The sequence below is a fragment of the Micromonospora sp. NPDC023888 genome, from assembly GCF_040639415.1.
GTDB lineage: Bacteria > Actinomycetota > Actinomycetes > Mycobacteriales > Micromonosporaceae > Micromonospora.
In genome coordinates this window covers 107084-126926 of sequence record NZ_JBEZZW010000010.1, presented here as the reverse complement: position 1 = coordinate 126926, position 19843 = coordinate 107084, and the positions used below count along the sequence as shown (strand labels likewise).

22 protein-coding genes are annotated in these 19843 nt (G+C 69.9%); 10 read left to right on the top strand and 12 right to left on the bottom strand.

Features of this window, described 5'->3' with window-relative positions; translation table 11 throughout:
• Window positions 1-4: 4 nt before the first annotated feature.
• Window positions 5-262, bottom strand: a complete 258-nt coding sequence (locus tag AB0F61_RS11935) for a hypothetical protein (protein ID WP_357240601.1) — start codon at window positions 260-262, stop codon at window positions 5-7.
• A gap of 362 nt (window positions 263-624) precedes the next feature.
• Between AB0F61_RS11935 and AB0F61_RS11930 the strand changes: the two genes are divergently transcribed.
• Window positions 625-879, top strand: a complete 255-nt coding sequence (locus tag AB0F61_RS11930; RefSeq protein WP_357807446.1) for a hypothetical protein — start codon at window positions 625-627, stop codon at window positions 877-879.
• A gap of 894 nt (window positions 880-1773) precedes the next feature.
• Here AB0F61_RS11930 and AB0F61_RS11925 read toward each other — a convergent pair.
• From AB0F61_RS11925 to AB0F61_RS11915, 3 genes are all read right to left on the bottom strand, one after another.
• A complete protein-coding gene (locus AB0F61_RS11925) occupies window positions 1774-2310 on the bottom strand; it encodes a hypothetical protein (RefSeq protein ID WP_357807443.1) in 537 nt (178 codons plus the stop codon).
• Window positions 2311-3426: 1116 nt separating this feature from the next.
• Complete coding sequence (locus AB0F61_RS11920; protein ID WP_357807440.1) at window positions 3427-4005, bottom strand: HD domain-containing protein; 579 nt, start codon at window positions 4003-4005, stop codon at window positions 3427-3429.
• The gene (locus AB0F61_RS11915; protein ID WP_357807437.1) at window positions 4002-5129 is read right to left on the bottom strand and encodes a helix-turn-helix transcriptional regulator; all 1128 of its coding nucleotides are present in this window, start codon (window positions 5127-5129) and stop codon (window positions 4002-4004) included. Before AB0F61_RS11915 ends, AB0F61_RS11920 begins: the two co-directional genes overlap by 4 nt.
• A 232-nt stretch (window positions 5130-5361) precedes the next feature.
• Between AB0F61_RS11915 and AB0F61_RS11910 the strand changes: the two genes are divergently transcribed.
• The 5 genes from AB0F61_RS11910 to AB0F61_RS11890 all read left to right on the top strand — a co-directional run bounded on the left by AB0F61_RS11910 (window position 5362) and on the right by AB0F61_RS11890 (window position 6965).
• Entirely contained in the window at window positions 5362-5538 is a 177-nt protein-coding gene (locus tag AB0F61_RS11910; protein WP_357807434.1) for a hypothetical protein, read from the top strand.
• Window positions 5535-5702: a hypothetical protein gene (locus tag AB0F61_RS11905; protein ID WP_357807431.1), complete on the top strand. Its 168-nt coding sequence runs from the start codon at window positions 5535-5537 to the stop codon at window positions 5700-5702. Before AB0F61_RS11910 ends, AB0F61_RS11905 begins: the two co-directional genes overlap by 4 nt.
• The gene (locus AB0F61_RS11900; RefSeq protein WP_357807428.1) at window positions 5699-5917 is read left to right on the top strand and encodes a hypothetical protein; all 219 of its coding nucleotides are present in this window, start codon (window positions 5699-5701) and stop codon (window positions 5915-5917) included. Before AB0F61_RS11905 ends, AB0F61_RS11900 begins: the two co-directional genes overlap by 4 nt.
• Complete coding sequence (locus AB0F61_RS11895) at window positions 5914-6087, top strand: hypothetical protein (protein WP_357807425.1); 174 nt, start codon at window positions 5914-5916, stop codon at window positions 6085-6087. The genes AB0F61_RS11900 and AB0F61_RS11895 overlap by 4 nt, the downstream gene beginning before the upstream one ends.
• A gap of 200 nt (window positions 6088-6287) precedes the next feature.
• Window positions 6288-6965 carry a hypothetical protein gene (locus AB0F61_RS11890; protein WP_357807422.1) on the top strand — a complete coding sequence of 226 codons (678 nt, stop codon included), beginning with the start codon at window positions 6288-6290 and terminating at the stop codon, window positions 6963-6965.
• 19 nt (window positions 6966-6984) lie between these two features.
• Here the strand turns inward: AB0F61_RS11890 and AB0F61_RS11885 are convergent, their stop codons facing one another.
• From AB0F61_RS11885 to AB0F61_RS11875, 3 genes are all read right to left on the bottom strand, one after another.
• Entirely contained in the window at window positions 6985-7593 is a 609-nt protein-coding gene (locus tag AB0F61_RS11885; protein ID WP_357807419.1) for an LUD domain-containing protein, read from the bottom strand.
• Window positions 7590-8969, bottom strand: a complete 1380-nt coding sequence (locus AB0F61_RS11880) for a LutB/LldF family L-lactate oxidation iron-sulfur protein (RefSeq protein ID WP_357807630.1) — start codon at window positions 8967-8969, stop codon at window positions 7590-7592. Before AB0F61_RS11880 ends, AB0F61_RS11885 begins: the two co-directional genes overlap by 4 nt.
• 62 nt (window positions 8970-9031) lie before the next feature.
• Window positions 9032-9742, bottom strand: a complete 711-nt coding sequence (locus tag AB0F61_RS11875) for a (Fe-S)-binding protein (RefSeq protein WP_357807416.1) — start codon at window positions 9740-9742, stop codon at window positions 9032-9034.
• Window positions 9743-9849: 107 nt separating this feature from the next.
• Here AB0F61_RS11875 and AB0F61_RS11870 point away from each other — a divergent pair, with 107 nt between their 5' ends.
• The 4 genes from AB0F61_RS11870 (at window position 9850) to AB0F61_RS11855 (ending at window position 14070) form a co-directional block, all read left to right on the top strand.
• Window positions 9850-10689: a fumarylacetoacetate hydrolase family protein gene (locus AB0F61_RS11870; protein ID WP_357807412.1), complete on the top strand. Its 840-nt coding sequence runs from the start codon at window positions 9850-9852 to the stop codon at window positions 10687-10689.
• Window positions 10690-10736: 47 nt separating this feature from the next.
• On the top strand, window positions 10737-11534 hold the full coding sequence (locus AB0F61_RS11865; RefSeq protein ID WP_357807409.1) for an SDR family oxidoreductase: 798 nt from the start codon (window positions 10737-10739) through the stop codon (window positions 11532-11534).
• 31 nt (window positions 11535-11565) lie between these two features.
• On the top strand, window positions 11566-12477 hold the full coding sequence (locus AB0F61_RS11860) for a hypothetical protein (protein ID WP_357807405.1): 912 nt from the start codon (window positions 11566-11568) through the stop codon (window positions 12475-12477).
• Window positions 12478-12744: 267 nt separating this feature from the next.
• The gene (locus AB0F61_RS11855) at window positions 12745-14070 is read left to right on the top strand and encodes a carbohydrate-binding domain-containing protein (RefSeq protein WP_357807402.1); all 1326 of its coding nucleotides are present in this window, start codon (window positions 12745-12747) and stop codon (window positions 14068-14070) included.
• Between the two features lie 53 nt (window positions 14071-14123).
• Here AB0F61_RS11855 and AB0F61_RS11850 read toward each other — a convergent pair whose 3' ends face one another.
• The 5 genes from AB0F61_RS11850 to AB0F61_RS11830 all read right to left on the bottom strand — a co-directional run bounded on the left by AB0F61_RS11850 (window position 14124) and on the right by AB0F61_RS11830 (window position 19839).
• Window positions 14124-15947: a HAMP domain-containing sensor histidine kinase gene (locus AB0F61_RS11850; protein WP_357807399.1), complete on the bottom strand. Its 1824-nt coding sequence runs from the start codon at window positions 15945-15947 to the stop codon at window positions 14124-14126.
• Window positions 15944-16645, bottom strand: a complete 702-nt coding sequence (locus AB0F61_RS11845; RefSeq protein ID WP_357807396.1) for a response regulator transcription factor — start codon at window positions 16643-16645, stop codon at window positions 15944-15946. The genes AB0F61_RS11850 and AB0F61_RS11845 overlap by 4 nt, the downstream gene beginning before the upstream one ends.
• 73 nt (window positions 16646-16718) lie before the next feature.
• Entirely contained in the window at window positions 16719-17948 is a 1230-nt protein-coding gene (locus AB0F61_RS11840; RefSeq protein ID WP_357807394.1) for an ABC transporter permease, read from the bottom strand.
• Window positions 17945-18634, bottom strand: a complete 690-nt coding sequence (locus tag AB0F61_RS11835; RefSeq protein ID WP_357807391.1) for an ABC transporter ATP-binding protein — start codon at window positions 18632-18634, stop codon at window positions 17945-17947. The genes AB0F61_RS11840 and AB0F61_RS11835 overlap by 4 nt, the downstream gene beginning before the upstream one ends.
• Window positions 18631-19839 carry an efflux RND transporter periplasmic adaptor subunit gene (locus AB0F61_RS11830; RefSeq protein ID WP_357807388.1) on the bottom strand — a complete coding sequence of 403 codons (1209 nt, stop codon included), beginning with the start codon at window positions 19837-19839 and terminating at the stop codon, window positions 18631-18633. Before AB0F61_RS11830 ends, AB0F61_RS11835 begins: the two co-directional genes overlap by 4 nt.
• Window positions 19840-19843 lie beyond the last annotated feature (4 nt).

Genomic DNA, 19843 nt, shown 5'->3' with positions numbered 1-19843 from the left:
GCCGTCAGTCCGAGGTCCGGATCTGCTCCAGGTAGGTCAGAGGTTCCCGGAGGTACTCCATGAGCTCCCGCAGCGCGTCCTTCTCCGCCGTGGTGATCACGACGTCCTCCTCCGACAGGGCGCCGACGAGGTCCGTGATCGCGTGGTCCCAGGCGCCGGCGCCTCTGGCCATCAGGACCATCGACCGGTACTTCGGGCTGATCTTGGGTGCGACCTGGTCGATGATCCGGGGGCTGAGCCGGACGTAATCGTTGACTTCCATGGGTCTCCCGTGGATGCGGTGGTTAGGCCGGCGGGTTGGTTCTGACGCCCTCGCCGCTGAGCGGGAAGCCGCCGGAGATGCTGCCGTCCTTGCCCAGGGTAACGACGCATCGTAGCCAAGATCAGCCACTACGCCCCCGACAAGCCATCACCAGCCTTGAAACGGATCTCCTGCTGGAGTACTAAGTCGTTAAGACGACGGGTTGGCTGCGGGCGTTGCTGGATAGGAGTACGAGGGATCGTCCCGAGGAGTCCTCTGACGCCGAGCCCTACGCCCCGGAGTGTATGTCGCTGCTTGAGTTGGCCCGGCTGCTCGCTGGTCGACGGTACAGCGAACGCGTTGCCAGTGCATATGTTGAGGTGGTGACCTTCGCATCGGCTGACGAGATCGTGGCGATGCTGGAGGTGCTGCCTGAGGAGGCCTGGATAGGTCTTCCGGTCTGGGCGCGAAACCTCGCGCTCCGGCTGGCCTGCCTCCAACGGCCGGAGGATATGGAGCTGTTGCGTGTGGCGGCCAACGACCTACATGCCTTCGGTCCCGACTGGGACACCATCGCTGCGGAACTTCACCGTCGAGCAGGCCGATTGGAGACCGGGCGGGAAGAGAGCCTTCCCTGACTTCCTCTGCTCCTGAGCGGTTGTCCTGGTGCTGTCGACAGCAACGGCGACAGACGGGGATAGCTGCGGGTGGACAGCCACGGATTGCCGCCCGAGGTCAGATGCAGACGCGGGCCGGCCTAAACGGAGCGCCCAGAACTTACAAGTGCGGGGTCACCGGCAGGGGCGGCGGCACGTAGGTGACGACGAGGTGCTGCCCTCTACCCGACTCCCGGCCATCACAGCTGCGGCAAGATCAACCATCAGGTTGCAGACCATCGCTCCCACCCCTCCGGAGATGGCTGAGACCACTAGCAGCGCCAGTACAAGCAATGAGACTGCTGTGAACTTCGCGATCTTCATGAGACGTGGACGGCCGGTAGACACCAGCCACCCCTTCCGGGGCGTCGGGAATCGAGTACAGGGCAGCACCGACAGCACATGATATCGCTCTATGACCATCGGCCTGGTCGCATAAGCGCTAGGCCGTCGCAGCCTGACTACTGGCTGACTCAGGATGGCCTGGACCTTCAAGATCCGGAGCGTGCGGCCCGAGCCGGCCGAATTCTTCAGCGCTAGGGACGCGTCGGCCGGCGGGCAGTAAGAAGGCAGCGCGAAGTTTGATGCGGGCCGGGGCCCGACCTGAACCGACGAGGCCCGCCACCTGTTCGTCGATGCCGGCCGCTACTAACTGGCAAAGACCGACAGCATGAATCCGCGTCCCCCCAGCGGGGGTCGGCCTGGGTCGCCTGCCGGATGGCTGTCGACAGCAACGCTGACAGCAACCGCGCCGGACGCAAGCACGCTAAGAGTCCGACATGGATGAAACTCCGAGCGTGCAGCCGTTCCCGGACGACGTGCACAGAGCTTGTAAGCGGGACGTCGGGTGACTGGCGTTGCCTGTCGACGGAGCGCTCACCGCAGCTCCGTCTGAGTAGCCCGGTCGGCTTCTAAGTCATCGTCATGCAGAACAGCCTCTGGGTCTTCTGCGCCGAGCTGGGTGCGGACCGCGCGGTAGAACTCTTGGAGAGCGTCGTTGAGGCGAGCTGTTGGCGACTTGGAGGGGTACTCCGCTGCCCGAGGGTCCCGGCCGTCTTCGGCCTGAGCCCTTACGGCATAGGCATGGCGAGTTACTACCCGTGCTGCGGTCTGGACCCTCTGGTTGCCCAGTAGCCGAAGCTGCTCGCACGCTACCCGCATCCCTTGGTGTGCTTCGTCTAGCGCCTTCCGATGGCTGTTCTCATCCTCGCTACGCGAGGGATGCTCTGCCAGGTGGCGCAGGGTGCGCGCCGAAGCGACGAAGGCGGCGCTTCGCTCGAAGAGTGCGCCGTCCCAGCGAGCCCGGACCTCGGCGGTCATCCGCTGGTTGTTCGTCCTCACCACGACGTAGGCCGCGACGGACGCCGAGATAAGGCCGCCGAGGAACGACAGGACGGCGGTCAGCCACTGCATCCACCGAGTGTCGCCTCGATCACGCACGAAAACTAGACAGAGGCAGCGACGAGGCAGCAAGCCCTCCGCTGTTGAGCACCACCAGTCATCACGTACCGATGCTCTCTACCTGCCCGTTGACACTGTCTGATGTGCACCGACATTGCTAGGCAACCTGAGGCCGCACCCCCCGGCAGGGGTCGAGGCCGGAGCCAGGACATTGGCGGCAGGCGATCGACGGCCAAGATCGTCGGGCACAAGCCGGCACAATTGACGCCGACAAGGGCTGTCAACCGCTGTAAGGCAACGAGGAGCCTCGTGCAGGTCAGGACGCCGATCCGCCCGATCTGAGATGATCCACCGACCGCCGGAGGGGTTCAGGGCTCAAGTCCCAGCCTGACTGGTCTCACCCAGCAGGCTCGGGAACGCCCCAGATCCTGCCGAAGCTGAACGGTGGCTTACGTCTCGCACACGCCCAATCGTCACCAGCCAAGTGGAGTCCCTGGTTGCCTGACGTAGGCCAGCACCTCGACGCGCTCTTTGAGAAAGTTGAGCTGACTCTCGTAGACGGCCGCGAGAAGCACGCACATCCCTTGCTCACCCTGGGGCGGCTCGCAGGGCGGGTAGGTCAGATAGGCCTCTTGGGCGAGAATCATGGCTCGTCCCGTCAGTGGGAACTCGCCCAGCTCGACAGTCGATCGAGCTAGCCAACCATCCGGCACTGCACCGCCTCCCAGGCGCGGATCGGCTCGGGTGTCAGACCGCTGGGAGCGTATGGTCGGCGTGAGAGAGAGCGCAAGCTGCACTGAGGTCGCCCCTGCCACGGCATCAAGCTAGATCCGGAACATGTGCGGAATGATCAAGCATGTCACCGCCGAGATGTTCAGTGAACCCCCTGCTATGACACCGGATGGGCCGGTGGACGCTAAACCCTTCCTAAACCGTATGCGTCTGATGCCGCCTGGGGTCCGGCATCGGCAGCCCCAAGATCATGCCGTTCCCGGGCCGTCTTAGGTGGACCAGCAGTGACTACCGATGACCGGCTATGACCCCTTCAAACCCAGGTCACGAGGCGTCTCGTCCACTTTGATCGACTGTGCCCATCGCCGGGATCAATACAACGCCAAGTGTGAACGCTTACTCCTGCGGCGGGGGAGTGAGCCAGGCCAGGGGTTGTCCGCTGAGGGCGGCGTCGGCAAGGCGGTGGGCACTGGCGGTCTTGAGCGCGGCTCGTGAGCTGTCGATCCAGCGCTGCACGTTGTCGATGCCCTGGTGGCGGTACTCGACGGCTTGGACGAGGCATTCCAGCTTGTCGGCGTCGCGGGCCACGACGGCTTCCAGCGTCTCGCCGGCTTCGTACTCGGCGACGGCAGCAGTGATGACTTCGACGACGGCCGGTGGACAGGTCGCGACCTGGTCGGCGGTGACGGCGGTGTTGGGTACGGCGGTGAGATAGCGCTTGGCGATGTGCGGGATGTCGGTGATTCGGGTTTCCTGGGTGTCGTGCAGGGTGCAGAGCATCGAAACTCGGGCTGGGTCCGCGCCCTCCATGGCGGCGAGCATCATTCCGATGAGCGCCGTTCGGAAGGAGTGCTCGGCGATGGACTCGGGTTGCTTGACGCCGGCGAACCACCATCCGGTCCTGGCAGCGCGTTTGAGGACGCCAGCTTCGAAGATGAAGTTCATCGCTCCGGCGGCGTCGTGATCGTCGGTCATCTGCCCGTCCCTGTGCCGGTGAGTCCGTCCGCCCGCAGGCTGTAGACGATAGAGGTTAGTTCCTGCCGCGACTGCGCGGAGATCCGGTCACTGTCCAGGAGCGGGGCACTGCGGTCGAGGAGCGCCCCAGTCGCGGCGGGGTTGTCGAGAGCGAGACCGCGTCGTGCGGCCAGCAGAGCCCAGACGTTGTGGATGTTGAGGTCAACGAAGGGATGCCCTGGATCGAGGCGATGGACCAGGTGCCGAAGAAGGACTGAGCCGTGCCAGTCAGCAAGCGCTTCGGGCATGAAGGAGTCGTCGCGGTGGCGGTAGGGGATCTCGCCCACCCAGTAGGCCGAGTAGTTGAGAGCCGCTCGCTCGCAGGCGTCATCGGGATGCGCGCGAGCGATGAAGTCTCGTAACGGTTCCGGGTCGCCCTGGTTAGCGAGGGACGTGACGACGGAGCGGGCGTCGGGCCACAGCGGTGACCAGGTGCGAAAAATCGTCGTGCGGCGTGCTCGGGTGGTGGTCTGGGTGAGCCAACCTACTGCTGCCTTGGTGGGGTCCATGCCGGCAAGGAAGCAGGCTTGCCGGTGAAGCAGCACGTTCCGGTGCCGTCCGGTTGCAGCGCGATCGGCAAGCACGCGGAGGTGAGCGAAGAACGCACGTTGCTCGTCGACGGGCAGGGTCGGCCCGGACGCGACTGGACCCCGCCGGGGACGGGCGACGGGTAGCCCTCTGGCGAAGGTCGGTGTCTGCCCGAGGACGGCCCAGAGGATCAAGTCGGTCAGACGGTGGGTGAGTACGGACCAGCCCAGCGGCTGTTCGGCGATCTCGCAGCGGCCCACATGCTCGTCGAGGACGGCGGCGAGGATGAGATCCGCCTCGGCGGCGTCGTCAAGTGCTGCGAGCAGGAGTGTGCTCGCGCCGAGCCGTCCGAGCCGGCGTCGAACGGCGATCGCCTGCCCGAGCGGTACCGCGGTGAACGCCCGGCGCCCGGATTCCCAGCTCTGTACGGTCACGCGATCGACGTCCAGCTCTGCGGCGAGTTGCTCCTGCGTGAGCGGGATGGACTCCCGGATCAGCTTGAACAGGTAGCCGGTCACCTCGCCGCGATGTGGTGCTGATCGTCCGGGACGTCTCATGCGTTATCCCTACGTTGACCCGTGGTCGACGTTCCGCCGTAATACCAATGCTGCGGCAGCTCATCTGGCCTGCTCACTCGTACTGCGGGTGAGTCCAACCGCCGTCGTCGTGATCGTAGCGTCGCAGTTACCGAACGTTCCAGATCCGGTCCCGTCGTTTCGGGGTCGGCCATGGAGTGCTGCCCGGTGGAGGGAGCCAGTGATGCGGGACAGGACGCCACCATGGCGACGAGTGACCTACGACCAGTACCTGATCGCCGTCGCGATGACCCTGGCACGGCGACACCGCCCGGCTTGGTCGTGGCGGAGGTGGAGCTGGATCTGCCGCTGTGGGGCGGAGCTGCCCTGTCGCAGCCGACACCGCATCCCGATCAGTCGGGGGCACTGGCCCGCCGAGGAGGAGCAGTGAGCAACGAGGCCGAGCGGCAGATCCTGCTCGCTAAGGACGGCCTGTGCACCGGTTGCCCGGTGCGGTGGTCGCTGCTCACACCGTACCCGTGCTGGCAGGTGGACTGGGCGACCAGCCGGCGGGCGCGGTCGATGATGGCGGCGCTGCTCGGAGGCCGCGCATGACCACGCACGGCCCGGTGCTGCCGATCTGGAGTTGCGACGGCTGCGGTGCGCCCTGGCCCTGCCGCACGCGGCAGCGCGAGCTACGCGCCGAGTTCGACGACGCTCCGATCTCCCTGGCCCTCTACCTTGGTGCGCAGTTGGTGCGGGCCTCCGAGGACCTGACCTGGGTGCCGGCGGGTGCGCTGCACAGACGCTTCCTTGGCTGGCTTCGGTGAGCATTCTGCGGCCGGGTGACGAGAAGTTCCACTACAGCGACGGCTCGCACAAGTGGATCCCACCGGACCCGGACTACGACCAGGAGGTCTGGGATGAGCAGGTCCGCCAGCACAAGCAAGGGCACTTAAGGAACGTGCGCCCGAAGGTCCGCATTCAACGGCTGACCTGACGCTAAGCAGTAGTGAGCAGTAGTGCCACTCGGTTTGACGGCTGACCGAACTGATCAACGAACTGTTCACGTCGCGGTCTGGTCCCGAACACTTGCCCGGACCTGCACGTTTCCGCGCGTTCGGAAGCGTGGGCGCGATTCCTGTCGCCGTGACCCCGGAGCGCTTCGTGTCCCTGCACCGACGTCGTCAACGAAGCGCGGTGACCGTCCTCCCGCTGGCGGCGATGGCCGTCACCGCGTCCGTCCTGGCGCTGCCGGTCGCTGCGGCGGCGCACCCGTCCGGCGATCCGCAGACCGTGTCCGTCGCGCGCGACGACCAGCGGCCGGAGGTCGTACGGGTGCGGTGGCGCGTCGGCGGCCCCGACGACCTGACGCTGCTCGGGGTCTCGCTGGGCCTGCTGCCGCCCGAGCGCGTCCTGCTCGACGGTGCCGTCGACTACCGCGCGACGGATCCGGCGGTGGTCGCGTCGTCCGAGCTGTTCTCCGCGTACCTGCTCAGGCAGATCACGGTCGCCGACGGCGCGCGTACCTGCCTCGGCGCTGTCGCCGAGTCGAAGGCCCTGGCGAGGGCCGGGGCGACAATCGACTACACCTGCCCCGGGCCGGTCCACACGGTCACCGTCGCGGTGCGGACGCTGACCGACCTCAACCCCGCGTACCGGGCGGCGGCCACCGGCCCGGACGGACAGCGCGCGGTGTACGGCGCGGGCGAGGACTCCCACGACTGGATTCTCGACGGCGCGCCGGCTGTGGTCGCCACCCGCCGTGGCAGCGGTGCGGCAGTCCGGGTGGCGGCTCTCGTCGGCGGGGCGCTTGTGGTCGCGGCCGGGGTGCTGCTGGTGTCGTGGCGACTACGGCGACGGCGGGCCGTGGCGTGACCGCGACCGGCGGGTGGCGTCACGGTCCTGAGGTGCCGCCGACCAGCACGACCTCCAGGCGGCGTGGGCCGTGCACGCCCTCGACCCGGTTGAGCTCGATGTCGCTTGTCGCGGACGGGCCCGAAATCCAGGTCTGGGGCGCGCGTGGGTCCAGCCGGGTCAGCGCCTCCGGCAGCAGGCCGACGACCTGGTCGACGCGCACGACGCAGATGTGCCGGTCGGGCACCAGGGTGAGCACTCGCCGTCCCTGCGCCGGGCCGGCGTCGAGGATGATGGTGCCCGTGTCGGCCACCGCCACGGCGCAACCGGTGAGGACCGCGTCCACGGCGTCGAGCTCGGCCGGGGTCAGCGGGGGATCGTCGTGGTGCACCTGCCCGCCGTGGCCGGCCAACCAGTCGGCGGGGACGTCGGTGGGGACGGCGAGCCGGTCGACCTCGGCCAGCAGCCCGGCCAGGGCGTCGAGGCCACGGTGGACGGTCGCCCGGTAGTCCACCAGCCGGTCGACGAGGACCTCGACCAGGTCGGGGCGGTCGTCGACCCGGCGGTACCGGCGGGGCACCGGCACCGGCGGCGGGTTGTCGGCCAGGGCTGTTCGGAGCCGGGCCAGGATCTCGTCGCGTGCGGTCACTGCTGCTCCCACCACTCCCGGAAGGTCTGCGGCGCGGGCAGCGGCAGGTCCCGCGACCGGGTCCACGCCGAGGCGGGCCAGGGCAGTCGGCGCAGCGTCCGAGCGCCGGTGCGTCGTTCGCGGTACGCGCCGAGCGGGCCCGCGCCCGTGCGGGCCAGCCGCAGGGCGGCGGCCCAGCGCCGGGGGCTGCGCATCACCCAGGACAGGACGCGCATGGTGGCCCGTTCGGCCAGCGGATGCGGCGCCTGCTGGCGGAGGTGGACCAGGATCTCCGGGATGTTGATCTTCACCGGGCAGACGTCGTAGCAGGCGCCGCAGAGCGTCGACGCGTACGGCAGGGACGCGTTGTCGGCCACCCCGGTCAACTGGGGCGACAGGATCGCCCCGATCGGCCCCGGATACACCGAGCCGTACGCGTGCCCGCCGGCCCGCTCGTACACCGGACAGACGTTGAGGCACGCGGAGCAGCGGATGCAGGACAGCGCAGGCCGCCCGACCGGGTCGGCGAGCACCGCGGACCGGCCATTGTCGACAAGCACCACGTGGACGTCCTGCGGGCCGTCCCCGGGGGTGACGCCCGTCCACAACGAGGTGTACGGGTTCATCCGCTCACCCGTCGAGGACCGCGGCAGCAGTTGCAGGAAGACCTCCAGGTCGCTGAAGGTCGGCAGCAGCTTCTCGACGCCCACGACGCTGATCAGCGTCTCCGGAAGCGTGAGGCACATCCGCCCGTTGCCCTCGGACTCCACGACCACGAGCGTGCCGGTGTCGGCGATGGCGAAGTTGGCACCGGACACGGCGACCCGGGCCGAGAGGAAACGCCGTCGCAGGTGCGCGCGGGCCGCCTCGGCCAGGGCCGCCGGCTCGTCGCTGAGGTCGGCCGGCGCGTCGGGCATGCGACGCTTGAAGATCTCCTGGATCTGGGTCCGGTTCTTGTGGATCGCCGGCACCAGGATGTGCGACGGGGTGTCGTCGCCGAGCTGCACGATCAGCTCCGCCAGATCGGTCTCGTACGCGGCGATCCCGGCCGCCTCCAGGGCCTCGTTGAGCTCGATCTCCTGGGTGGCCATCGACTTGACCTTCACGACCTCGTCGGCCCCGGTGGCCCGGGTCAGCTCGACCACGATCCGGCAGGCCTCGGCCGCATCCCGGGCCCAGTGCACGGTGGCGCCGGCGGCGGTGACGGACGCCTCGAACTGCACCAGCAGCTCCGGCAACCGCCGTTGGACGTCCGCTTTGATCGCGGCGCCGGCGTCGCGCAGGGCCTCCCAGTCGGGCACCTCGTCGACCACCCGGGCGCGTTTGGCGCGGATGGTGCGGGTGGCCCGGTGCAGGTTGGCCCGCAGTTGCGTGTCGGCGACGGCCGGCTTCGCCATGGTGGGGAAGGGCAGCGGCGTGCGGATCCGTCCGCTCCCGGTGGCCGGTGCGACAGGCCGGTTCACGAGGTGGCCCCCGTCGCGGCGAGGATCTCGGCGTAGTGCAGCGCCCGCACGCCCGACCGGTGGCGGTCGAGGCCGCCACCGATGTGCGCCAGGCAGGAGTTGTCGGCGGCGGCGAGCACCCGTGCTCCGGTCTCACCGACCCGGGCGCACTTGTCGGTGAGCATCGCGGTGGAGACGTCCGGATTCTTCAGGGCGAACGTGCCGCCGAAACCGCAGCACTCCTCGGCGTCGGCCAGCTCGACCAGCCGGATGCCGCGTACCTCGCGCAGCAGTCGCAACGGCCGGTCACCCAGCCGCAACAGTCGCAGGCCGTGGCAGGTGGGGTGGTAGGTCACCGTTTCCGGAAACTCGGCACCGACATCGGTGACGCCGAGGACGTCGATGAGCAGCTCGGACAGCTCGTAGGTGCGGGCGGCCACCGACGTGGCGGGCGGGTGCAGCCGCGGGTACTGGTCGCGGATCATCGCGGTGCACGACCCGGACGGCACGACGACGGCGTCGTAGGTGTCGAAGACGTCGACGTAGTTGCGCACCATCGGCATCGCCTCGGCCCGGTAGCCGGTGTTGGCGTGCATCTGCCCGCAACAGGTCTGGCCCGTCGGGAAGTCGACGGTGTGGCCGAGCCGGCGCAGGATGCGGGTGACCGCGATGCCGGTGGCCGGATATGCGATGTCGTTGACGCAGGTGATGAAGAGGGCTATCCGCATCGCGGCGTCGACCCGCCTTGACTGTGTTGGTGTGAGCGAGTACACACTGGCGAAGCAAGATCCTATCGGAAATGACTCTGCCGCCACCAGGCACCGGAGGATGGTTCGTGAGATTCATGCGCGTCGGGCCCGTCGGGCGGGAACGCCCCGTCCTGCACGTCGACGGACGGCACTTCGACCTCTCGTCGCTCACCGCCGACATCGACGCGGAGTTCCTCGGCGGCGACGGCGTCCAGCGCGTCCGCGAGGCAGGCGACCTGCCCGAGATCGACGTCACCGGTCAGCGGGTCGGCGCGCCGATCGCCCGTCCCGGTGTGGTCCTCTGCGTCGGCCAGAACTACGCCGCGCACGCCGCCGAGTCGGGTGCCGAGCCACCCACCGCCCCGATCATCTTCTACAAGGCGCCCAACACGGTCGTCGGCCCGTACGACGACGTCCTGATCCCGCGCGGCTCGACGAAGACCGACTGGGAGGTGGAACTGGCGGTGGTGATCGGCCGGCAGGCCCGCTACCTCGCCTCGCCGGCCGACGCTCTCGGGCACATCGCCGGGTACGCGCTGTCGAACGACGTCTCCGAGCGTGACTTCCAGCTCGCCGTCTCCGGTGGTCAGTGGTCGAAGGGCAAGTCCTGCGAGACGTTCCAACCGCTCGGCCCGTGGCTGGTCACCGCCGACGAGATCGACGACCCGCAGGCGCTGCGGCTGCGCTCCTGGGTCAACGGCGAGCCCCGCCAGGACTCCAGCACGAAGGACATGATCTTCGACGTGGCGTACCTGGTCTGGCACCTGTCCCAGTACACAGTCCTGGACCCGGGCGACGTCATCAACACCGGCACCCCACAGGGTGTGGCGCTCTCCGGCCGGTTCCCGTACCTGGCCGCCGGTGACGTGATGGAGGTCGAGATCGAGGGCCTCGGCCGGCAGCGCAACGCGCTGAGAGCCGCCTGATCGCGGTGCCTGTCGGCTCGGAGGACTACTCGGGAGGGGAGAGGGTCATGCGGTGTGACGGTCTGGTGGCGGTGGTGACCGGAGGTGGCTCGGGGATCGGCCACGCCTGCGTGCGGGCGTTCCTGGCCGCCGGAGCCCGGGTGGGCGTACTGGACCTGGACCTGTCGGGCCTCCCCGAGGACCCGCGCGTCCACGGCGTCCGGGCCGACGTGGCAGACCGGTCCTCCCTCGGTGCGGCCGTCGCCTCGGTCGCCGACACCTTCGGCGGCATCGACATCCTGGTCAACAACGCCGCCATCTCCGCCGTGGGCACGGTGGAGGACAACGACGACGAGCTGTGGAGCCGGGTGCTCGACGTCAACGTGTCCGGGGTGGCCCGGATGAGTGCCGTCGCCCTGCCGTACCTGCGCCGGTCGTCGGCTGCGGTGATCGTCAACGTCTCCTCGATCGCGGCGACCGTCGGCCTGCCCCAACGCGCCCTCTATTCCGCGTCGAAGGGCGCCGTGCACGCCCTCACCCTCGCCATGGCCGCCGACCTGGTGACCGAGGGGGTCCGGGTCAACTGCGTCGCCCCCGGCACCGTGGACACGCCCTGGGTGGCCCGCCTGCTCGCCGGCGCGGCCGACCCGACGGCGGAGAAACGGCAACTCGCGTCCCGCCAGCCGACGGGGCGGCTGGTGACCGCCGACGAGGTGGCCGCCGCCGTCGTCTACCTCGCGTCGCCGTCGACCGGGTCGGTGACCGGGTCGTCGCTTCCGGTGGACGGCGGCATGTCCGGCCTGCGACTACCCGCCCGGGTCACCGCCGCGCCCGCCCCGGCCGAACCGGGAGCGGTCGCCTCCTGAGGCCTCCGGTGGCGCGTGACATGATTGCGCCATGGGGAAACAGCAGGACGTCGGCGAGCCCGACCGTCACAGCGGGTCCGACGTCGCCGACCACCGTCCGATCGGTGGCAGCGCTGACGCCCGGCTCGCCCTCGCCCAGGACCCCACCACGCCACAGATGACACTTATCGACCTGGCGTCCGATCCGTCGCCAGCGGTCCGTAAGGCGGTCGCCGCTCGGGCCGACGCGCCCGCACAGGCACTGCGACCGCTGACCCGCGACCATGATCGTCAGGTGCGCGAGGCCGTGGCGAGCAACCCCTCGGCCTCGATCGCCAACCTCATGCGTCTCGTCAAGGACGCCGACCGGTGGATCCGCTGGGCGGTCGCCGGCAACCCCGCCTGTGACGAGTCGATCCGCCGGGTCATGTCCGAGGCATCGGACAAGGAGCTTCGCGGTCTCCTCGCGGAGCGCCGGGACCTGGAGCCGGAGCTGGCCGCCAAGCTCGTCGACGACGTCTCACCCGAGGTACGGGAGCGACTCGCCACCCACACCCACGACCCGGACGTGCTCACCGCCCTGCTGGCCGATCGCACCGCACGCGTGCGCAAGGGGTTGGCCCGCAACCCGCGGACCACCGCCGCGCAGCGCAGCGCGCTCGCCACCGACCCGGTGGTCGACGTCCGTGTCGCGCTGGTGCGTGCCGTCGAGTTGGACGAGGCGGACCTGTCTGGCCTGCTCGACGACCGTTCGGTGCAGGTCCGCCTGGCGATGGCGACCTCCGAGATCGTTCCGGCGCACATCCGGCAGGCCCTCGCCCGCGATCCCGACGAGATGGTGGCCGCTGCCGCCCGCGACTACCGCCCGGGGTCCGGCAACTCCTCGGCCGTGCGGGCTCCCCGCATCGCCCACCGGCCCTCCAGCGCCGGCGCGGGTCGGCCCGGCGGCGGCACCTCGCGGTAGGGCGGACACGACAGGGCGGAGCCGGTCGCCTCCCCGGGCGGCGGACCGCTGAGTCGTAACGCCTGTCGGGGTGCCCGGTCCCACGCGCGACCTCCGCGAGGTGATCCGTGCGCAACGGAAAGTGCAGACCGGGTACCCAGGATGGTTGCACGGCATTCACATGTGTCGACCCGATCCTCTCTAGGCTGCGAATGTCCAATTCTTGGGCGTATCGGCAGGAGAGGATCAGCGGTGCGTATCACGAGATCCAGGTCAAGGTTCGTGGCGATGTCCGCGGCGGTGGCGGTCGCCGTGGCGGGAGGAACAGTCGCCGGCGGTACGGCGCACGCCGCCGAGCCCTCCCAGTTCAGCGTCGTGGGCGGTGCGATCCGTACGGCCACCGGCACCCCGGTGCCCGCCTCCGGAACGCACGCGTCGCTGTGGGGCAATTCCAGTTACGCCACCACGAGCGTCAATGGCTCCGGCCGGGTGCTGATCGGGGCCATCGGTGACAACTGCCAGGGCTGGCCGACCGTACGGGTGACCGTCGACGGCGTCAGTGTCGGCCAGACCACCATCGTCAGCGCTACCAGTTACGGCACGTACCCGGTCGGCGCGGCGGTCGGCGCCGGCCAGCACACCGTGCAGATCCAGCTCATCAACGATTTCCGGACCGACACCTGCGACCGCAACGTCCACATCGCGTACGCGCGGATGGAGACCGCCGGCGCCACCGACACGAAGTTCAGCTTCGCCGTCCTGCCGGACACCCAGCAGGAGGTGCTCAACAGTGGCGACACCCGCTTCCTCAACCGTACGAACTGGCTGGTGCAGAACCGGTCCGCGCTTGACCTCCGCTTCGTGACCTCCTCCGGTGACGTGGTCAACTGGGACACCCCGGACCACTCGCAGTACGTCATCGCCCGCAACGCGATGCGCCCGATCGAAAACGCCGCCATCCCGTACGCCCTGGCCCTCGGCAACCACGACACCCAGGCCACCGGCGTCGGCGGCTCCGCCCGCGACCCCGCCCACACCCGGGAACTCCTGCGCGACACCACAGTGTTCAACCAGTACTTCACCGTCAGCCAGTACCGCGGGGTCAAGGGACAGTTCGAAGCCGGCAAGGTCGACAACTCGTACTCGACCTTCGAGGCCGGCGGCGTGCAGTGGATGGTGCTGACCCTGGAGCTGTGGCCCCGGGTCGCGGCCGTCAACTGGGCCAGGAACGTCGTCGCCGCCAACCCCCGGCACAACGTCATCGTCGTCACCCACGACTACATCGACGGCAACGGCACCATCGAGCAGAGCGCCGCCTACGGCGAGACCAGCCCGCAGTATCTCTTCGACAACCTGGTCAAGCAGTACGCCAACATCCGGTTCGTCTTCTCCGGTCACACCGGCATCGCCGGCAACCGGGTCGACACCGGAGTCAACGGCAACAAGATCTATTCGTTCCTCCAGACGTTCCACTCCAACTCCACCAACCCGGTCCGCCTGGTCGAGGTCGACACCGCCGCCAACTCGCTGCGGACCTGGATCTACGCGCCGTACAACAACCAGTCGTTCACCGAGTACGACAGGTCGTTCACCGGCATCGGGCTGGTCCGCTGACACGTACCCCGGTCCGTGCTGTGGTCCCGGCGGTTGGCGGCGGAACCGCCGTCTCAGCCGCCGAGGCCCGGCAGTCGGATGGTGCAGAGTGTGCCCCGGCCCGGCTCGCTCTGCACCTCGATCGTGCCGCCGTGTGCCTCGGTCAGGTGGCGCGCGATCGCCAGGCCGAGCCCGCTGCCGCCGGTCACCCGGCTGCGCGACTCGTCGGCCCGCCAGAAACGGTCGAAGATCCTCGGCAGGTCCGCCGCGGCGATGCCGCTGCCGGTGTCCCGTACGGAGATGGTCGTGCCGTTCGCGCCGACAGTGACCGAGCCGCCGGACGGGGTGTGACGGATGGCGTTCGAGATCAGGTTGCCGACCACCTGTCGCAGGCGCACCTGGTCGGCGTGCACCACCGGATCGCCCACGACGCTGAGTTCCAGGCGCACCCCGGCCGCGAGCGCACCGCCCCGGTGGCTGTCGACCACGTGCGTGAGCACGTCCCGCAGGTCGGTCGGCTCCGGGTTGATCCGCAGCGTGCCCGCGTCGGCGGCCGCCAGGTCGCCGAGGTCGTCGATGATGTGCTGGAGCAGCAGCGCCTCCTCGTGCAACAGCGCCAGCAGTTGGGCGTCGGTCGGGGCCAGGTCGTCCTGGGCCGCCTCCAGCCAGATCCGGATGTTGCTCAGTGGCGTACGCAGCTCGTGCGCCACGTCGTTGACCATGCTGCGGCGTTGCGCCTCGGCCCGTTCCCGGCGTTGCGCGGAGTCGTTCAGGGCACGCGCCAACCGGCCGATCTCGTCGCGGCCGGACACCGGCGCGGGCGTGCGCAGTTCGGCCGCGACGGCGAGGTCGCGCAGCGGCCGCACCAGGCGCCGCCCGACCAGTACGGTCGCCGCGACGGTGGCGAGCAGGACCGCGCCGGTGACCCCCACGATTCGTCCGATGCTGCCGCCGGACAGGCTCAGCGTGGTGCGGCCGGTGCCGGGGGCGGTGACGAACAGCAGCGCGCGGGGCGCCACGTACGGTCGGAGTTGGGTCCTGCGCCCTGATTCGATGCAGCCCTGCACGACGCCGACCGGCCCGGCCGGTGTGAGCTGTGACGGCGGCTTCACCTGGGTGTCCTCGTGCGCGGTCCGGACGACCGCCGAATCGCCCAGATATGCCGTGAAGGCCGGCGTGATGCGTAACTGGGAGGCGCGGTCGCCCAGGCTGAGACAGCGGGCGGTCAAGGTGGTGAGCGTCTGGAGTGCCTGCTTCTCGGCGGGACTAACCAGGCTGTCGAGTTCGAACCCACAGCTCTCGGTCACGGACCGGGTCAGTGGCCGCTCGGCCTCGGCGCGGACGGTGGTGAGGACGACGCTCGGGCGGCCGGTCTTGGCGACCTCGATGACGCCGTCGTAGCCCATCTTGTTGAAGCAGGTCAGGGTGTTCTTGGCTACCTCGCCCAGCACGTACCGGTCTTCGGTCGGCACGACGTAGGGTCCGACGGCTCGCTCGTCGATGTGCTCGGTGCCGCCGGTCAGGCCGAGGTCGACCTGGAGCGGATCCACCACCGCCGAGGGACGGATGTTCCGCAGCGCGGGTCCGGCCTGCGAATCCAGGATGATCGTGTGGTCGTCGGTGGTCAGCGTGATGCGCCGGCCCAGCTCGGCGGCGCGCGAGCGAACCAGGTCGGCGGCCCCGGACCAGTCGTGGTGGGTGGCCGCGTACCCGACAAGCGCCTGGTAGACGGCCCTCTCGTCGGCGACAGCCCCGCCCTGCTCGTAGTTGATCGCGCGGGTGGTGGTCGTCGCCGCCAGCCAGGCGGTGGCCGAGATCGCGGCAAGCGCGATCGCCACGGAGGCGACGAGCAGCCGGGTCACCAGGCTGTGCCGCAGCGGCACCCGGTCCCTGCTCACGGCGTCGGACTCGGAGCCAGCTTGTAGCCCACACCGTGCACGGTGAGCAACTGCCGGGGACGTCTCGGATCGTCTTCGATCTTGCGGCGCAGGTTCATCACGTGGACGTCGATTGTCCGCTCGGTCGAGCTGCGGTCGAGGCCACGGGTGTGGTGCAGGAGCTGCGCGCGGGTGAAGACCCGGTCCGGCTGCTCGGACATGGCGGCCAGGATGGCGAACTCGCCCCGGGTGCACTCGATCCGCTCGCCGTCGACGGTCACGTGGTGTCCGACCGGGTCGACGGTGATCCGGCCGGTCTGCCGGATGCCCCGGGCGGGAGGCTGGGGCGCGCCCCGGGACGCGCGGCGCAGCAGGGTGCGGGTGCGGGCCACCAGTTCCCGCGGGCTGAACGGCTTGGTCAGGTAGTCGTCGGCGCCGAGTTCCAGCCCGAGCAGCAGGTCACTCTCGGCGCTGCGCGCGGTGAGCATGAGCACCAGGACGTCCGACTCCTGCCGCAGCGTGCGGCACACCTGCAGGCCGTCCAGCCCCGGCATCATCACGTCCAGGATCAGCAGGTCGGGCCGGTCCCGGCGGGCGGCGTCCAGCGCCGCCCGCCCGTCGTGCACCACGATCGTCTCGTGGCCGGCGGCAACGAGGTAGCGGCGGATCCCCTCCGCGTGCCGCAGATCGTCGTCAGCGACCAGGACCATCGCACACATGCCGGCGATGATAGGTCGCACCTGCGGCACCGAACCGATTTCCGGCCCGACCTGACAGATTCCTAACGGCCGCTCAGACGCTCGACAGTGACTCGGTGGGGTCGAGCGAGGCGGCCCGCATCGCCGGATAGACCCCCGCCAACACCCCGATGACGAGCGCACCTCCCAGTCCGGCGGCGACCGCCGCCGGTGGGATGCTCACCGGCCAGTGCTGGAGGGTGGCATAGCCCGCGACGGCCACCGCGCCGGCCAGCACGCCCGCTGTGCCGCCAAGCGCCGACAGCACGATCGACTCGGTCACGAACTGGATCCGTACCTGGCCCCGGTTCGCGCCCAGGGCCCGGCGCAGGCCGATCTCGCGGCGCCGCTCCAGCACCGAGATGTACATCGTGTTCGCCACCCCGATGCCGCCGACGAGCAACGCGATCCCGGCCAGCCCGAGCAGCAGCGAGCTGAAGGTCTGCCGCACCGCCTGTTTGGCGGCGAGCCCGTCCGAGGTGCGACTGACAAGTACGTCGCTCGGATGCTCCGGGTTGGCAGTGGCGGCCAGGACCGAGCGCACCGCCGCCACCTGGGCGTCGGTGGTCTGCACGTAGATCCGCGTCGGGTGCCCGTCGAAGCGCAGCAGGCGGTCGGCCGTCTCCCAGCCGATCATCGCCGATCGGTCGATCTCGGGCGCGAGTGGCACCGGGTCGAGGATGCCGATCACGCTGAACCGTTGCCCGCCAAGGTGGACCTGGACCGGCCGGGAGAGGTCGACTGTGGTGAAGCCGAGCCGCTGGGCGGCGACCGAGCCGAGGACCACAGTCGGCAGGCGCTCCATCGCGGAATCCAGGAAACGGCCGGACCGTACCCGGCCGTCGATCGCCGCGAGCAGGTTCGTCCTGGCGGCGACGACCGCGATCGCGTTGTAGTCGCCGGGGCCGGTCCGGTCGGAGCGGGCGACGTTCAGCCCGAAGTCGGCTGTCGCGCTCGCCACCGTCACCGGCGCGATCCGGGACACCATGTCCACCGACTCGACGGGCAACTGGACCGGTGGCTCACGGTTGGGCGCCGGTGTGACCTGTAGTCGGTTGGTGCCCAGGGCGGCCAGCTTCTCCTCGAGCGCCCGCTGGCTCGACGCGGGAATCCCGGTGACCAGGACCAGGGTGGCGATGCCGATGGCGATGCCGAGCGCCGACAGCGCGGCTCGCGCCGTACGCGTGCGGAGGCCGAGCAGGCCCAGACCGACCAGATCGGCCGGGGCGAGACGGACCGGTGCGGCATCCCGGTCCACGCTCGCCGCGTGACGGGTACGCCTCATGCCAGCGCACCGCTCGCCGCCGAGTCGGCCACCAGCCGGCCGTCCAGGATGCGGATCTGTCGGGGCACCCGGGCGGCCACCTCGTGGTCGTGGGTGATCAGCGCGATCGTGGTCCCGCCCCGGTTCAGCTCGGTGAGCAGGTCGAGCACGGCCGAGCCGGTGGCCGTGTCGAGCGCACCGGTCGGCTCGTCGGCCAACACCAGCGCGGGCCGGTTGACCAGCGCCCGGGCGATCGCCACCCGTTGGCGTTCGCCGCCCGAGAGCGCCTGCGGGTGGTGCTCGGCGCGGTGGGCCAGGCCGACCCGCTCCAGCGCCGCCAGGGCCAGCGCCCGGCGGTGCCGGCGGTGTACGCCGGCGTAGAGCAGGCCGGTCGCCACGTTCTCGGTCGCGGTCAGCCCGTCGGTGAGATGGAACTGCTGGAACACGAAGCCCAGCCAGCGGCCGCGCAGGCTGGACAGTTGCCGGTCGGACATGGTGGTGACGTCCCGCCCGCCGATCAGCACCCGGCCCTCGGTGGGCCGGTCCAGGGTGCCCATGATGTTGAGCAGGGTGGACTTTCCCGACCCGGACGGCCCCAGGATGGCCACGAACTCGCCCGCGTCGATCCGCAACGAGACGTCGCGCAGCGCCGTCACGGCCTCGCCGTAGCGCCGGCTGGCGCCGTCGATCTCCAGCACCGTGGTCACGACGTCGTCACCACCCGGGTGCCGGCGGTGATGCCCGTACCCGTGATCTGCACCATGCCGTCGGCGAACAGGCCCACGGTCACCGCGGTCAGGGCGCCCTCGGAGATCTGGACGCCGTAGCCGCCGCCGCTGAGCGCGAGCAGTGCGCCGACCGGGACGGCGAGGACGTCGTGCTCGGTGGTGCCGGTGAACCGGACCTCGACGGCGGCCGAGCTGATGTTCTGGATCGCCGAGGCATTGTCCACCGCGATGACGACCTGCACCTTCGGGTCCTCCGAGCCCGGGTTGCCGCCGTCCGACTGGGCGGCCTGGACGTTGCTGCTCACCGAATTGATGGTGCCGCTGGTGTGCGAGCTGTCCGGGAAGGTGATCTGCACCTTCTGCCCCGCCCGGAGGTCGTCGGCCCGGCTGGCGTCGATCTCGACGGTGACCGCCTTGGTCTGATCGCTGATCGCCATCAGGTTGCCTGTCGCGTCGTCGCCGAGCTGTGCCGACGCCGCGCCCACCCGCACCGCGCCGGGCAGCACCACAATGTCGCCGAGTGTCACGGTGCCGGTCGCCGGTCGGATCCCCCTGGCCGCCTGCCAGCGTCGCACGGCGTCCTTGAGCGATGGGGTGAAGACGGCGTCCTGGCTGGTCAACACGGTCTGGTACGCCTTCGTGCCGGATCCCGCCGGCGGCGAAGGTGGCCCGGACCCGCCAGCCTTCCCGTCCGCGTCCTGGCCGGTCGCGTTCGACGCCGGCCCGCCCTGGACGGTGACCCGGGTTCCCGGTGTGGGTTGCTGCCCGATCCGGTAGTCGAGCGCCCGGAGGTTGTCGGCGAGCACCTTGACGTCGCGGCCGACCATGCCGACCACGTCGATGTCGCGGAACATCGGCGACGGCCCGTAGAAGAGGGCCACCGGTCGGTCGCCGGACCGGTACAGGATGTCGCCCCGGGCGATGGTGCTGCCCGGCTGGGGCAGCCAGGTGAGCACCCCCGGCGTGACGCCGCGCAGGGTGCGCTGCTTGCGGTAGCCGACCGTGCCACTCTCGGTCCAGTAGTCGGACAGGTCGGTCCGGACCACCTCGGCCGTGGCCACCCCGGACGCGGCCGGCTGGGCGGTCGGGGAGTCCTGGCCGCCGCTGGCGTGGACGGCGTAGGCCCCGCCGCCCAGCGCGAGCACGCCGCAGGTGATGGTGATGATGAGGGGTTTCGTCCGCACGGTC

Bases quoted from the DNA above. Each gene is read 5' to 3' on its own strand.
- AB0F61_RS11925 (WP_357807443.1), bottom strand. From the start codon at position 2,310: ATGCAGTGGCTGACCGCCGTCCTGTCGTTCCTCGGCGGCCTTATCTCG.
- AB0F61_RS11920 (WP_357807440.1), bottom strand. From the start codon at position 4,005: ATGACCGACGATCACGACGCCGCCGGAGCGATGAACTTCATCTTCGAA.
- AB0F61_RS11900 (WP_357807428.1), top strand. From the start codon at position 5,699: ATGACCACGCACGGCCCGGTGCTGCCGATCTGGAGTTGCGACGGCTGC.
- AB0F61_RS11860 (WP_357807405.1), top strand. From the start codon at position 11,566: ATGGGGAAACAGCAGGACGTCGGCGAGCCCGACCGTCACAGCGGGTCC.
- AB0F61_RS11935 (WP_357240601.1), bottom strand. From the start codon at position 262: ATGGAAGTCAACGATTACGTCCGGCTCAGCCCCCGGATCATCGACCAG.
- AB0F61_RS11915 (WP_357807437.1), bottom strand. From the start codon at position 5,129: ATGAGACGTCCCGGACGATCAGCACCACATCGCGGCGAGGTGACCGGC.
- AB0F61_RS11875 (WP_357807416.1), bottom strand. From the start codon at position 9,742: ATGCGGATAGCCCTCTTCATCACCTGCGTCAACGACATCGCATATCCG.
- AB0F61_RS11845 (WP_357807396.1), bottom strand. From the start codon at position 16,645: ATGTGTGCGATGGTCCTGGTCGCTGACGACGATCTGCGGCACGCGGAG.
- AB0F61_RS11865 (WP_357807409.1), top strand. From the start codon at position 10,737: ATGCGGTGTGACGGTCTGGTGGCGGTGGTGACCGGAGGTGGCTCGGGG.
- AB0F61_RS11880 (WP_357807630.1), bottom strand. From the start codon at position 8,969: ATGGCGAAGCCGGCCGTCGCCGACACGCAACTGCGGGCCAACCTGCAC.
- AB0F61_RS11840 (WP_357807394.1), bottom strand. From the start codon at position 17,948: ATGAGGCGTACCCGTCACGCGGCGAGCGTGGACCGGGATGCCGCACCG.
- AB0F61_RS11855 (WP_357807402.1), top strand. From the start codon at position 12,745: ATGTCCGCGGCGGTGGCGGTCGCCGTGGCGGGAGGAACAGTCGCCGGC.